Source organism: Xanthomonas sp. NCPPB 2933, assembly GCF_056725225.1.
This window is the reverse complement of sequence record NZ_CM161518.1, coordinates 234,821-248,104: the sequence shown is the minus strand read 5'-3', so window position 1 is coordinate 248,104 and position 13,284 is coordinate 234,821. Positions and strand designations below refer to the sequence as shown.

General features: G+C 64.4%; 12 protein-coding genes. 5 read left to right on the top strand and 7 right to left on the bottom strand.

Features of this window, described 5'->3' with window-relative positions; all coding sequences use genetic code 11:
* Positions 1-260 precede the first annotated feature (260 nt).
* Positions 261-1,298 carry a patatin-like phospholipase family protein gene (locus AC1PLU_RS00995; protein ID WP_481107443.1) on the top strand — a complete coding sequence of 346 codons (1,038 nt, stop codon included), beginning with the start codon at positions 261-263 and terminating at the stop codon, positions 1,296-1,298.
* A gap of 79 nt (positions 1,299-1,377) precedes the next feature.
* Here the strand turns inward: AC1PLU_RS00995 and AC1PLU_RS00990 are convergent, their stop codons facing one another.
* Complete coding sequence (locus AC1PLU_RS00990; protein ID WP_481107442.1) at positions 1,378-3,582, bottom strand: TonB-dependent siderophore receptor; 2,205 nt, start codon at positions 3,580-3,582, stop codon at positions 1,378-1,380.
* A 221-nt stretch (positions 3,583-3,803) separates the two neighbouring features.
* The gene (locus AC1PLU_RS00985) at positions 3,804-4,286 is read right to left on the bottom strand and encodes an Lrp/AsnC family transcriptional regulator (protein WP_176341347.1); all 483 of its coding nucleotides are present in this window, start codon (positions 4,284-4,286) and stop codon (positions 3,804-3,806) included.
* A gap of 127 nt (positions 4,287-4,413) precedes the next feature.
* Between AC1PLU_RS00985 and phhA the strand changes: the two genes are divergently transcribed.
* From phhA to AC1PLU_RS00965, 4 genes are all read left to right on the top strand, one after another.
* Positions 4,414-5,304 carry a phenylalanine 4-monooxygenase gene (gene phhA / locus AC1PLU_RS00980; protein WP_481107441.1) on the top strand — a complete coding sequence of 297 codons (891 nt, stop codon included), beginning with the start codon at positions 4,414-4,416 and terminating at the stop codon, positions 5,302-5,304.
* Between the two features lie 91 nt (positions 5,305-5,395).
* A complete protein-coding gene (locus AC1PLU_RS00975; protein ID WP_481093898.1) occupies positions 5,396-6,040 on the top strand; it encodes a DMP19 family protein in 645 nt (214 codons plus the stop codon).
* Between the two features lie 108 nt (positions 6,041-6,148).
* Complete coding sequence (locus AC1PLU_RS00970) at positions 6,149-6,469, top strand: helix-turn-helix domain-containing protein (RefSeq protein WP_481093899.1); 321 nt, start codon at positions 6,149-6,151, stop codon at positions 6,467-6,469.
* Complete coding sequence (locus tag AC1PLU_RS00965) at positions 6,466-7,749, top strand: type II toxin-antitoxin system HipA family toxin (RefSeq protein WP_481093900.1); 1,284 nt, start codon at positions 6,466-6,468, stop codon at positions 7,747-7,749. Before AC1PLU_RS00970 ends, AC1PLU_RS00965 begins: the two co-directional genes overlap by 4 nt.
* A 69-nt stretch (positions 7,750-7,818) precedes the next feature.
* On the opposite strand, the gene AC1PLU_RS00960 is transcribed toward AC1PLU_RS00965, so the two are convergent.
* The 5 genes from AC1PLU_RS00960 to AC1PLU_RS00940 all read right to left on the bottom strand — a co-directional run bounded on the left by AC1PLU_RS00960 (position 7,819) and on the right by AC1PLU_RS00940 (position 13,214).
* Positions 7,819-8,940, bottom strand: coding sequence for a GDSL-type esterase/lipase family protein (locus AC1PLU_RS00960; protein WP_481093901.1), 1,122 nt, complete (start codon positions 8,938-8,940; stop codon positions 7,819-7,821).
* Between the two features lie 222 nt (positions 8,941-9,162).
* On the bottom strand, positions 9,163-9,825 hold the full coding sequence (locus AC1PLU_RS00955) for an RpiB/LacA/LacB family sugar-phosphate isomerase (RefSeq protein ID WP_115037011.1): 663 nt from the start codon (positions 9,823-9,825) through the stop codon (positions 9,163-9,165).
* A 165-nt stretch (positions 9,826-9,990) separates the two neighbouring features.
* Positions 9,991-10,746, bottom strand: coding sequence for a 2-dehydro-3-deoxy-D-gluconate 5-dehydrogenase KduD (gene kduD, locus AC1PLU_RS00950; RefSeq protein WP_023902094.1), 756 nt, complete (start codon positions 10,744-10,746; stop codon positions 9,991-9,993).
* A gap of 159 nt (positions 10,747-10,905) precedes the next feature.
* Positions 10,906-11,760 carry a 5-dehydro-4-deoxy-D-glucuronate isomerase gene (gene kduI, locus AC1PLU_RS00945; protein WP_481107440.1) on the bottom strand — a complete coding sequence of 285 codons (855 nt, stop codon included), beginning with the start codon at positions 11,758-11,760 and terminating at the stop codon, positions 10,906-10,908.
* Positions 11,761-12,155: 395 nt separating this feature from the next.
* Complete coding sequence (locus AC1PLU_RS00940) at positions 12,156-13,214, bottom strand: LacI family DNA-binding transcriptional regulator (RefSeq protein ID WP_006452150.1); 1,059 nt, start codon at positions 13,212-13,214, stop codon at positions 12,156-12,158.
* Between the last annotated feature and the right edge of the window lie 70 nt (positions 13,215-13,284).

The window sequence follows — 13,284 nt, the reverse complement described above, 5'->3', positions numbered from 1 at the left end:
GGCTCGGATAGGGACGTGCATCGGGGAGACGTGCATTGGGCAACCGTGCTCGAACCTTCATGAGATCAAGCCCCTCTCCCTGCGGGAGAGGGGTTGGGGTGAGGGTACGGGGCGAAGCCATGCTTGGAACGGATACCGCAAGGCTTCGCACGTACCCTCATCCGCCCCTGCGGGGCACCTTCTCCCGGGGGGAGAAGGAACAGCAGCGGGTCGCGCGACGCGTGTATTCTCCCTCGCCATCCATCCAACATCCCGTCGCCATGACCGCGCTCCGCCGCCCACGCTTTCTCGCCCTGATGTCGTTGCTCGGTGTGCTTTCGGCCTGCGGCGGTGAACCGCGTCCTGCCATGCCTGCACCTGTCGTGCAGGCGCCATCTGCCAGCACTGCCAAGCCGGTGAAGATCGGCGTGGCGCTCGGTGGCGGTGCGGCCAAGGGGTTTGCGCATATCGGCGTGATCAAGATGCTTGAAGCCAATGGCTTTGCGCCGGTGGTGGTGTCGGGCACCAGCGCCGGCAGCGTGGTCGGCGCGTTGTATGCCAGCGGCATGGACGCATTCCAGATGCAGGAAAAAGCCGTTGCGCTCGACCAGACCAGCATCCGCGATGTGCGGATCTTCTCCGGCGGGCTGGTGCAGGGCCAGAAGCTGCAGGACTACGTCAACGAGCAGCTCGGCGGCAAACCGATCGACAAGTTGCGCAAGCCCTTCGCCGCGGTCGCCACGCGCCTGGAAGACGGCGAGCGCACGGTGTTCGTGCGCGGCAATGCCGGCCAGGCGGTGCGCGCGTCCAGCAGCATTCCCGGCGTGTTCGAGCCGGTGACCATCGGCCAGTACCACTATGTGGACGGCGGCGTGGTCAGCCCGGTGCCGGTGGATGCCGCGCGTCAGCTCGGCGCCGAATTCGTGGTGGCGGTGGATATTTCCAGCAAGGCCAGCGGCAAGAATCCTGGCGATCTGCTCGGCACCGTCAACCAGTCGATCTCGATCATGGGCCAGCGCCTGGGCGAGGCCGAACTCAAACGTGCCGATGTGGTGATCCGCCCCAAGGTCAGCGACATCGGTTCGGCCGATTTCAACCAGCGTGGCGCGGCCATCCTGGAAGGCGAGCGCGCCGCGATGGCGGCGATGCCGCAGATCCGCGCCAAGATCGCGCAGCTGCAGGCGCAGCGCAGTAGCGCTACCCGGACGGCGGCCGATCAGGCTGCCGCAGCCAAGGCAGAAGCGTATCGGCGCTGTCTGGAAGAGCGCTCGCGTTGGGAGAAATTGCGCGGCAAGGAAGAGGCCTGCGTGGCGCCGTGATGCGGACAAGACTGCTCTTGTAGGAGCGGCCTTGGCCGCGATGCGTTACCTGTAACGCATCAGCATCATCGGCGACGCCTCAATAGCGCCAACGCAACGACACGCTGACAAACCGTGGCTCGCCATAGTTCTGGTAATCCAGGTTGGCCCAGTAGGTTTTGTCGAAGGCGTTGCGCACCGCCAGCGTGGCAGTCCACTGATCGCTGATGCGGTAGTTGGCGTTGAAGTGCACCAAGGCGTACGCGCTCTGCACCACGGTGACCGGTGTGGTGGCGCCGGTGCCGTCGCCGGTGGGGCGTTGGATATTGAAACCGCGTACCGCGCTCTGCCAGCTGACGCCACCGCCGATGCTCAGGCGCTCCCAGGCGCCGGGCAAGCGCAACTGCGTGGACAGCTGCAGATAATCCTCGGGCAGGTTGGCGTAGATCGCATCGGTGGGCGGGCGCGTCACCTTGACGTGGGTAAAGCCGGCATTGACGGTCCAGCCGGGCAGGATCTCGCCGTTGATATCCATTTCCCAACCACGGCTCTTGGTGCCGTTGATGCCGATGTAGGCCGAATTGCCGTCCGGCAGCGAGGATTCCGGCTGGGTCATGTCGCGCACGGCGAAGTTGTCCTGCTTGGCCTCGAATACGGCGGCGGTGGCCATCGCATGGCCGTCGAGCAATTGCGCCTTGATGCCGGCTTCCAGGTTGGAGCCTTCCACCGGCGCGAGCAGGTTGTTGTCCTTGTCGCGGTAGTTCTGCGGATTGAAGATTTCGGTGTAGCTGGCGTAGAGCGAGACGTCCGGCACGATGTCGTAGACCAGGCCCACGTACGGCGTGACTTCGTCGCTCACTTCATAGCGGCCACTGGTGCCGGTGTAGGTGCCGCTGGTGTCGAAGGCCTGGGTGCGGGTTTCCCAGGAACTCAGGCGTGCGCCGGCGATCAACGACAGCGGATCGGCCAGACGAAACCGTGTGGAGGCATACACGCCGCGCTGGGTGGTGCGCGCTTCGCTGCGCCGGCCGGTGCGCGCATAGGTCACTTCGGACGCATTGCCATCCCAGTTGCGGATGTTGGGAATGAAATAGCAGCGCTCGGGTGGACCAAAGTCGTTGGGGCAGGTCGCCCAGTCGTCGGGATAGGTCTGCGCCACGTCATACGAGGTCGATTGCAGATCCTGCCAGCTGCCGCCAACCACCACATCGTGCTGGCGGCCGAACAGCGAGAACCCACCGGACAGATACACATCCACGCTGTCGCGGGTGTCTTCGGTCTCGCCAGCGCCGGTGCGCAGAAACATGCCGCTGCCATCGGCGGCCGGATAGCCGGTGCCGTACACGCGCAGGCTCTGCACATTGCCCTTGGTGTGCGCGGTGTTGACGCGCAACAGCCAGTCCTCGCCGAAGCGTTGTTCCAGGTTGGCGAACGCAGTGCTGGTTTCGCGCTGCCAGCGGGTCCACTCCGGCGCCAGATTGGTGGAGCGCGACAGGTTGGCCAGCGAGCCATCGGCGGCGAAGAACGGCACCGTGCCCCAGGTCGAGCCGACCGGGCTGTTGTCCTGGCGCTGGTAACCGACGGTGAGCGTGGTGCTGTCGGTCAGATCGCCTTCCAGCACCGCCATGCCCGACATCTTGTTGTCATGGTAACGGTCGTAGTAGTAATCGCGGTCCTGCCAGGCCGCCACCACGCGGCTGCGCCAGCGCCCGTCTTCGGTCAGCGGTGCGTTGACGTCGGCCTGCATGCGGCGGAAATCCCAGGTGCCCGCGCTCACCGCGAACGAGGCATCGAACTCCTTGCCGGGCCGCTTGCGCAGCAGGTTGACCGTGGCCGAGGGAATGCCCGCGCCGGTGAGCAGGCCATTGGCGCCGCGGATCACTTCGATGCGGTCGTAAAAGACCGTGTCGTATTCCTGGTTGGTGGAACCGCTGTAGGTGGGCAAGCCGTCGACCTGGAAGTCGGTGATCTGAAAACCGCGCGCGAAATACAGCGGCCGCTGGGTGTCGTAGAACGACACGTTGACGCCGGTGACGTTGCGCATCACATCGTCGATGCTGAAAAGCGATTCGTCTTCCAACCGCTGCAGCCCGATCACGCTCACCGACTGCGGCGTTTCCTGCAAGGTCAGCGGCAAGCGCGTGGTGGTGGCCGGCTGCGCGCGGCTCACCGTGCCGTTGACGTTGACCTGGTCCAGCGTCTTGGCGCTGGTGGCATCGGCGGCGTGGGCAGTGGACGTCGTCATCGCCAGCGCGCACAGCAAGGCGGCGGACAGCGTGGCCAGAGGGGCGGAAATCGCGGGCATTGGAGGGGTTCTCATCGATCGGTGCGGACGCTGGGCGTCAGGAAGCTGCAGGCAGGCGTGCGCGTCCCACTCGGGCGACGAGCTGGCTGGCCCTGCGGGGCTGGCGGATCGACGGGGAACGACATGACCGGACGCGGCCAGAAGTTATGCAAATGTAAATCGTTAGCGTTTGAGAGGCAAGTCACAGTGTGCCGCCCCGCCCTCATGCAGCGCTGCGGGGGTCAGGCCAGATGCGCCAACGGCAAGCCTTCCGGTGCCTTGACGGTGCGCAGCACGAAGCTGGAATTGACGTCGGACACGCCGGTGGCGTTGAGCAGGCGGTCGAGCAGAAACCGCGAGAAATGCTCCAGATCGCGCACCTGGACCTGCAGCAGGTAATCCATGTCGCCGGTGAGCGCCCAGCAGGCCACCACCTCGTCCCAGCCGCGCACGCCATCGGCGAAATGCTCGATATCTGCCTGGCCGTGCTGCTCCAACTGCACCCGCACGAACGCCTGCAATCCCAGTCCCAGCGCCCTGGCATCCAGGCGCGCGCCGTAGCCGGCGATGATGCCGGCCGCCTCCAGCCGTTGGGTACGGCGCAGGCAGGCCGAGGCCGACAGATTGACCTGCACCGCCAACTCCGCGTTGCTGCTGCGCCCCTGCGTCTGCAGCAAGGCGAGCAGACGCAGATCGGTGCGGTCCAGGGCGATTGGCTGGTCCATATGTTGCGCAGCAGCAGAAGATGACGCACGAATCTTGCGCCATCTGGCGTTGACCGCGCAAGATTCGCAATCCCGTTGCGCGGCCATCGGGCTAAGGTGAGCGCTGATCATCGGGAACTGCCGCCGCATGAACATCGCACCGCAACGCGTCGAGAATCAGCTCACCGACAAGGGCTATGTGCCGGTCTACACCACCGCCGTGGTCGAGCAGCCGTGGGACGGCTACAGCGCCGACGACCATGCCACCTGGGGCAGCTTGTATCGGCGCCAGCGCGAGCTGCTGGTCGGGCGCGCCTGCGACGAATTCCTGCAGGCGCAGGATGCGATGGGCATGGGCGACACCCACATCCCGCGGTTCGATACGCTCAACGCCGTGCTGCAGGCGGCCACCGGCTGGACCCTGGTCGGCGTACAAGGCTTGCTGCCGGAGCTGGATTTCTTCGAGCATCTGGCCAACAAGCGTTTCCCGGTGACGTGGTGGATCCGCCGCCCCGATCAAATCGATTACATCGCCGAGCCGGATTTGTTCCATGACCTGTTCGGGCACGTGCCGCTGCTGATGAACCCGCTGTTTGCCGACTTCATGCAGGCCTACGGCCGTGGCGGAGTCAAGGCGCACGGCATCGGGCAGGACGCGTTGCAGAATCTCACCCGCCTGTATTGGTACACGGTGGAATTCGGCCTGATCGCAACGCCACAAGGGTTGCGTATCTTTGGGGCCGGCATCGTGTCGTCGAAGGGCGAATCGCTGCATTCGCTAGAATCGCCGGCGCCCAACCGGATCGGCTTCGACCTGCAACGCATCATGCGCACGCGCTACCGCATCGACAGCTTTCAAAAGACCTATTTCGTCATCGACAGCTTCGCGCAGTTGATGGACGCTACCGCGCCGGACTTCACCCCGATCTATGCCGATCTTGCGCAGCAAGCGCAGGTGCCGGCCGGCGATGTGCTGGTCACAGATCGGGTGCTCCAGCGCGGTACCGGCGAAGGCTGGAGTCACGACGGCGATGTGTGAGCGGTGCCAGGGTGGCGCGAGATCGCTGCACCGACTCGACAGCACTGCCCACGCGGACTAAGGTCAAACCTCCCCACACCGCCTTCGCTCAATGGACCTGACGCAGCTACGCATCCGGCGCTTGGAGCTGGACGACACCCGCCTGCTGTTCACCCTGGCCAATGGCATCCGTATCGATGAGCCCATCAAGGCGCATCGGCTGTTGTTCAAGGCGGCGGCGCCGCAGCGCGCGCAGTGGCAGCTCACCGAAGACGGTTTTGGGGTGAACTGGCCCGCCGTCGCGCCGCCTACCCCGGAGGGCCTGCTCAACATGCCCGAGCTGTTGTGGCGCCGCCGCAGTGCGCGCGCGCAGACCAAACTGACCATGCTGCGTGGACACCTGGATGCGCTGACCCCCGGCGAGCGCGAGCTGGTTGCACTGGCACGGCTGGACGCGGACATGGTCGAAAGCGGCTACGCGCGCTATTTCGATCGCTGGGACGCCACCACGCGCACTTACGCGCTGCAGGCGCTGGCGGCGATGGGCGCAGCGCAGACACGCCAGGCGATCGAAGGCTTGGGCGCAGTGTTCGAACGCCTGGAAGAAGACCCGAATCTGCTCAGCATCGAAGACATCCTCGACGCCATGAACGAGACCGACCGCCAGCGCGTGGATGGCTGGGAAGAAGTCTATTACCGCCGCTCCGGCGAACTGGCGCGGTTGGGGCTGACCCACTACGGGGTGGACAAGGCCTGAGGGGTGCAGGTACCAGCGCTTACGACAAGGCATAAAACCCTAACAAGCAGACCAGCCGAATACAAAATTAAGTTGCTTTTATACTGCTAAAGAGTAATTTAATTTGGTATGGCCAAACGCGTCCCTCCCACCATGCCGCGTGCCCAGCGCCAAATCGAGGCGCTGGGAGAACGCTTGCGCGCCGCACGACTGCGTCGCGAGATGACCCAGCGCGAGCTGGCCACCCGCGTCGGCGTCAGCGTGCCAACCCTGGCCAAGCTGGAAAACGGCGATCCATCGACCAGTCTGGCGACCGTTCTCCGTGTACTGACCGTGCTTGGTCTGGACAAGGACATCGATCTGCTGGCGCAGACCGATCCGCTGGGGAGGCAGCTGCAGGACAGCAGGCTGCGTCGCCCGGGGCCCTCCTCCATCAGGAGCGAGCCATGAGTTCGGCTCCCTTGGCGCATGACATCAACAAGGTCGAGGTGTGGTTAGAGGATCAATCATTGGGCGGCAGCTCCCTGGTTGGGTATTTGACACGCCAATACAGCCGCCGCGGCGAGACACTGCAGTTCGAATATGCCGCCGGCTGGCTGGCCAACGAGACACCCGTTCGCGCGTTCGCGCTCGACCCGCAACTGCCGCTCTATGCAGGCGCATCGATTGCACGCGCCGGAGCGTCCGAGTTGACCGGTGCCTTTCTGGATTGTTCGCCCGATCGCTGGGGCAAACTGCTGATGAAGCGCAGAGAAGTGATCATGGCGCGCGAACAAGGCCGAAAAGTTCGTGCACTGCGGCCCTGGGATTATCTGATCGGCGTCAACGATGCGTCCCGCATGGGCGCGCTGAGGTTGCGCGACAGCACGACCGGCCGACACCTCGACGACCATGCATTGAGCGCACCGCCCATGACGCAATTGCGCGAGTTGGAAGCGATTGCTCGGCGCCTTGAGCGCGATGACATGGATGACAGCGACATGGATCTCACGTGGGTCAAGCAACTGATCGCACCCGGCGCTTCGCTTGGTGGCGCCAGGCCCAAGGCCAGTGTCAGAGAGACGGATGGCTCTCTCTGGCTGGCGAAATTTCCTTCCGCTGACGACCTCTACGACGTGGGGCGATGGGAATACATCACCTACCGTTTGTCACTGGCTGCGGGCATCAGCATGCCTGCCGCCAAACCACTGGAACTGTCCAATCACGGCACCACGTTCGCGGTGCAGCGCTTTGATCGCACTGCGCATAGCCGCCGTGCATATGCCTCGGCATTTACGCTGCTGGATGTGGAACACAGCGAAGCGTCGTCTTACGTCGATATTGCGCATGCCATCGAAGTCGTTGGCGCAACACACGCGATTCAACATGATCTGCACCAGTTATTCCGCCGCGTCGCCTTCAACATACTGGTCGGCAATCGCGACGATCACTTACGCAATCATGGATTCCTGCGTGAGCACGACGGCTGGCGTTTGGCACCTGCGTTCGACGTCAATCCAAACCAGGACAAAGACGTGCACGTGCTGGCCATCAGTCTTGACGACACCATACCCGATACGGCGCTATTGATGGAAACGCACGAGTATTATCGGCTGACCAGAGCGCAGGCATTGGCCATCATCGAAGAAGTACGCGCGGCGGTTGCGCGGTGGCAACAGGAAGCTGTGCGATGCAACGCCAGCCGCGCAGAGATAGTGGCGATGGAATCGGTGATTGATCCGATGCGATAGGCTTGATTTCAAGGCTTATCGTGAGCATCGCAACCGGGAGATCGATGATACGTATCAGTGACGTATGGCTTATATCTTCGGCGCCACCGTGTATGCCAGCAATACAACCAACGGTTCTTCTCCGGTTTGCTGTAACGCGTGCGTACTTCCCGGCCGCGTCAGTAGCGCATCGCCTGCGTTGACTTCGTATTGCTTGCCATCCAGTGCATACAGCCCGCGGCCGCTGACGATGTAATAGATCTCGTCCTTGTCGTGCAAGTGCAGGCCGATGCCCGCGCCCTTGTGCAGCACGCGTTTGCGCAGCACGAATTTCAGCTCCGGTGCGTCGGCGAAGAAGGGGTACGCCGTGGTGGGCCCGGCGCCACCGTGCGGGCCGGGTTGCTCGCGGGCGAGGTCGCGTTCGTGCACCACCAGCGAGGGATGCGCCTGCGCGGCGCGTTGTGCGGCCGTGTCGGGGGCTGCGCCGCAATCGGCGTCGCGGCGGAGTTGCGGTTTCAGCGCTGGCTGCAGTTGCACCCAGCCATGCACAACCAGGCAGGCGATTGCGGTGGCACCGGCGCGGCTGAAGTGGGTGCCATCGACCTTGCCTTGTTCGGGCACGAACAGGAAGTACGGTTTGGCTGCCTGTTCGCCGAGTGCGCGGATCCAGTCGCTGGAGCTGGCGTTGAGATCGATGAGGGCAACGTGCTCTTGCGCTGCGAGTTGCTGCATGGCCAGCGTATAGCGGCCGTGGGTGTCGAGCAGCGCGCCGAAGTCGTAGAGCAAACGAGCGGCGGGCGTGATCAGGATCGGCGTGGCGCCCTTGTCGCGTGCGGTGGCGATGTAGCGGCGCAGGAACTGCTGATAGTCGCTGTGCGCGTCGGTATAGCGGGTCGGGTCTTCGTGTTTGGCGTCGTTGTGGCCGAACTGGATCAGCAGGATGTCGCCGCGTTGCAGTTGGTTGGCGATGGCGTCCAGGTGCCCTTCTGCGATGAAACTGCGGGTGCTGCGGCCGCCCTTGGCGTGGTTGCGGACCTGCCATTGCGCAGGGTCGAACCAGTCTTGCAGCAGTTGGCCCCAGCCGGCTTGCGGCGCGCGCTCCGGGCCGTATTCGGCGGCGGTGGAATCACCGGCGATGAAGATGCGGTGTGGTTCGGCGCGGGCGGGGTTTGCGGAGAGCAGCAGCAACGATGCGAACAGAAGCAGACGCATGGTGGCTCCGGAGAAGAGTGTTTAGGACAGCGCGGTGTCCCTTCTCCCATCGGGAGAAGGTGCCCGAAGGGCGGATGAGGGTGCGGCGGCATCGGAAATGTTGGACGGCCTTACTGTCGTCTCAAGCCTTTCAAGCCTTTTCCGTTTAGGCCAGCTGTCTTCCGCCGTACCCTCACCCCAACCCCTCTCCCGGCGGGAGAGGGGCTAAAACGCATTGGCTAGTTACGCTGCGGCAGCAGCGGCTTCCGGCTTGCCCAGTACGCCGGCGACGAAGGCGCGGATCTCGGCGTCCTGGGCGTTGTCGAAGAAGCACTGCTGGAAGCGCTCGCCGCCGACGGCCTGCTTGATCAGCTCCGGGTCGATGGCGCGCAGGCCGTCGATGTACGACTTGGCGGTGGCCTGCTTGAGCTGGGTGAGGATGCCGGCGTTGGCGGCCTGCGATTCACGACGCTCGGCCGGGTAGCCCAGGCCACGCTCGCCGCTGAAGGCCTTTTCGAAGATGTAGCGCACGTTGATTTCCGCGCCCCAGCCGTAACCCTTGGCGAATGCCAGCGACAGCGCATTGCCGTTGTTGACCTGGGCGAACAGGTAGGCGTCGGTCGGCTCGATGCAGTAGCCGCAGAACACGCCCGGATGCGCGTTGAGCGACATCATCGCGCCCTGACCCGTGCCGCAGCCGGCGACGACGAAGTCGACCGCCTTGGAGTTCAACAGCAGGCTGGCGACGATGCCCAGATGGATATAGGTCAGGCGGTGGTCGTTGTCGCCGTCCATGCCGACGTTGAACACGCTGTGGCCTTGTTCGCTGGCGACGTCGTTGAGCTGCTGCAGGATCACCGGGTTCTTGCCGGCCTGACTAAACTCATTCATGAGTGCGATTTTCATGGGGTGCTCCGATTGGGTTGGGGAAAGTTGTTTGGAATGTGGTGATGCGTGCGCTTGGGTGGCGGACTTGATGAGTGTCTGGGTCGGGTCGTGCGCGTGCATGCCGACCCTCATCCGCCCTTCGGGCACCTTCTCCCGGAGGGAGAAGGGAACGACGCGGTTTTCTCAGCGTGCCAGCCAGCCGCCGTCGACCGGGATGATGGCGCCGTTGACGTAATCCGAGGCGCTGCTGGCCAGGAACACTGCGGTGCCGCCGAGGTCGGCCGGTACGCCCCAGCGCGCGGCCGGGATGCGGTCCAGGATGGATTTGTTGCGCGCTTCGTCGGCACGCAGCTGGGCGGTGTTGTCGGTGGCCATATAGCCGGGCGCAATGGCGTTGGTGGTCACGCCCTTGCTGCCCCACTCGTTGGCCAGCAAGCGGGTGATGCCGGCGATGCCGGACTTGCTGGCGGTGTACGACGGCACGCGGATGCCGCCCTGGAACGACAGCATCGAGGCGATGTTGATGATCTTGCCGCTGCCCTGGGCGATGAAATGGCGGCCGGCGGCCTGGGCCATGAAGAAGGCCGATTTCAGATTGACGTTCATCACGTCGTCCCAATCCTGCTCGCTGAAATCCACCGCGTCGGTGCGGCGGATCAGACCGGCGTTGTTGACCAGGATATCCAGGCGGCCCAGGCCGTCCAGGGTTTCCTTGAGGATGCGCTCGACTGGCTCGAGGCTGATCAGGTTGGCCTGGATGGCGATGAAGCGGCGGCCCAGGCCCTTGACCAGTTCTTCGGTCTCGGTCGGCGCCTGGATGCCGGCGGCGGCGATGTCGGCGCCCGCCTGTGCCAGTGCCAGCGCGATGCCCTGGCCCAGGCCAGTGTTGGCACCGGTGACCAGTGCGACCTTGCCTTCGAGACTGAACGGATTGCTCATTACCTTATCGCTCCTGCTGGGTGATGCCACGTTGGATGAGTGCGTTGCGTCCGCGCGCTGCGCGGCCACGCATTGATGGAGTTATTGCATTAACTTGGCTGGTGAATCGCATTAACCGAGTTATTGCGCTGATTAAGTATTGCCTTGCAAGCGCCAGCGTCATTTGAGCTGGCAGATGTCCAGCACGTGCATGTCGGTGTAATCAAGGTTTTCGCCGCCCATCGCCCAGATGAAGGCGTAATTGCTGGTGCCGGCACCCATGTGGATCGACCACGGCGGCGACACCACCGCTTCGTTGTTCTGGATCACGATGTGGCGCTGCGCGTCCGGCTCGCCCATGAAGTGATAGACGCGGTCGTTGGCGCCAAGATCGAAGTAGAAATACACCTCGCTGCGGCGGTCGTGCAAATGCGGCGGCATGGTGTTCCATACGCTGCCCGGCTTGAGCACGGTCAGGCCCAGCAGCAACTGCGAAGACTGGCAGGTGGCCGGCACGATGTACTGGTAGATGGTGCGCTCGTTGCTGGTTTCCAGCGCGCCACGCTCCAGTGCCACCGCGTCCTTGATCGAGAGTTGTTTGGTCTCGAAGCGCGCGTGCGCCGGCGTAGAGGCCAGGTAGAACTTGGCCGGATTGGCAGCGTCTGCGGACGCGAAGGTGACCTCGGTGCTGCCCATCGCCACGTACAGGCCGTCCTTTGGCCCGAGCGTGTAGGCGGTGCCGTCCACGGTCACGGTGCCAGGACCGGCGCCGACGTTGAGGATGCCCAGCTCACGGCGCTCCAGGAACGGATGGCCGGCAGCGGACGCGGGTTCGGTCTGCTTGGGCAGCTCCAGCGTTTTACCAAGCGGTGCCGCGCCACCGAGCACAAAGCGCTCGTAGTGGGTGTATTTGAGGGTCACCGCATCTTCGACGAACAGGCCGTCGAGCAGATAGAGCTCGCGCAGGTCGTCGTTGCTGGCGCCCTTGATGGCGTCGGGATGGGTGGCGTAGTGGGTCTTGCAGTACAGGGACATGCGCGATCTCCGGTAGCAAGCAAGGGGGATATTGGCTTGCACCGGGACATTCTACCGACTCTGGTTAACCGGTGTCATTGCGCAGTGCACGATAGCGTGGGAATCCCTTCTCCCTGCGGGAGAAGGTGGCGCGTAAGCGCCGGATGAGGGTACGAGGCTGCGCGCGGTGCTAGAGGGCGCGATCGGGTTGGTCGAGTAGAGGCTTGTGCGCCCATCTCACTTCAGCGCATGTCCGAGCTTTTTTAGATGGCTGTCTGCCGCCGTACCCTCACCCCAACCCCTCTCCCGGAGGGAGAGGGGCTCACTCCCTTCTCCCGTCGGGAGAAGGTGGCGCGTAGCGCCGGATGAGGGTGCGAGGCTGCGCGCACTCCCGCAGGGAGAGAGGCTTTACGTGCTCAATCCTCCGGCGGTTGGCAGGAGTCGCGCACGATCAGGTGCGGGCGCACGCTGGCGGTGGGGAGTTGCGGGGCGTTGTCGGGCTGGATCAGCATCGCGGCGGCGGTGCGGCCGGTGTCGCGGGTGTGGCGGCGCACCGAGGTCAGCGGCGGCCATAGCCGCGAGGCCAGCGAGCTGTCGTCGTAGCCGATCACCGAAAGCTGGCGCGGGATGTTGATACCGGCGCGCAGTGCGACCTTGTAGATACCGGCGGCCATTTCGTCGTTACCGGTGAAGATGGCGGTGGGGCGCTTCTTGCCCAGCAGCAGCTTTTCGGCGGCGGCCACGCCGGATTCGAAGGTATAGCCGGCTTCCACAATCCGCTCGGGCGGCAGTTCGATGCCGCGCCGGGTCAGCGCGTCGGCAAAGCCCGAGGTGCGCTCGACCGAGGAGCGGTAAGCGCTGGGGCCGGTGACCAGGGCGATGTCGCGGTGGCCGAGCGAGAGCAGGTAGTCGGCGGCCTCGGCGGCGCCGTCGCGGTCGTGGGTGATCACCGTCTGCGAGGTGGCGTCCAGCGCGACCGAGGCGATGCGGGTATAGCGGCAGCCGATCTCGGCCAGCATGTCGGCCAGCGCCTGGTCCTCGGAGGCGCGTGGCACCAGGATCACCCCGTGCAGCTTCTGCGCCTGGGCAAAGCGGCGCACGCCTTCGATATAGCCGGGGCTGCGGCTGTCGCAGGGGTGCACCACCAGCTCGAAACTGGAGCCGCGCAGCGCGTCCAGCGCGCCGTACTGCATGTCCACGATGTACTGCGCGGTGGGGTTGTCGTAGACCATGCCGATCAGGAACGAGCGCCGGAACGCCAGCCCGCGCGCGAGCGGGTCGGGCGAGTAGCCGACCTCGCGCATCAGCGCTTCGACCTTCTCGCGGGTGTCCTGGCGGACCAGCGGCGAATTGTTGATGATCCGCGAGACGGTCTTCTTGGACACCCCGGACATCCGGGCGATGTCGTTGATCGTGGCTACCTTGCCCTTCGGCAGGCCGGGCATTCCCTCTTCAGGCATCTTGCGGGCGGGCATAGCGGTCAACCATTGAAGTTGATTGGATTCTACCGGCCAGCGGGCCGGCAAGCCTTCGCAGGCTTGCCGA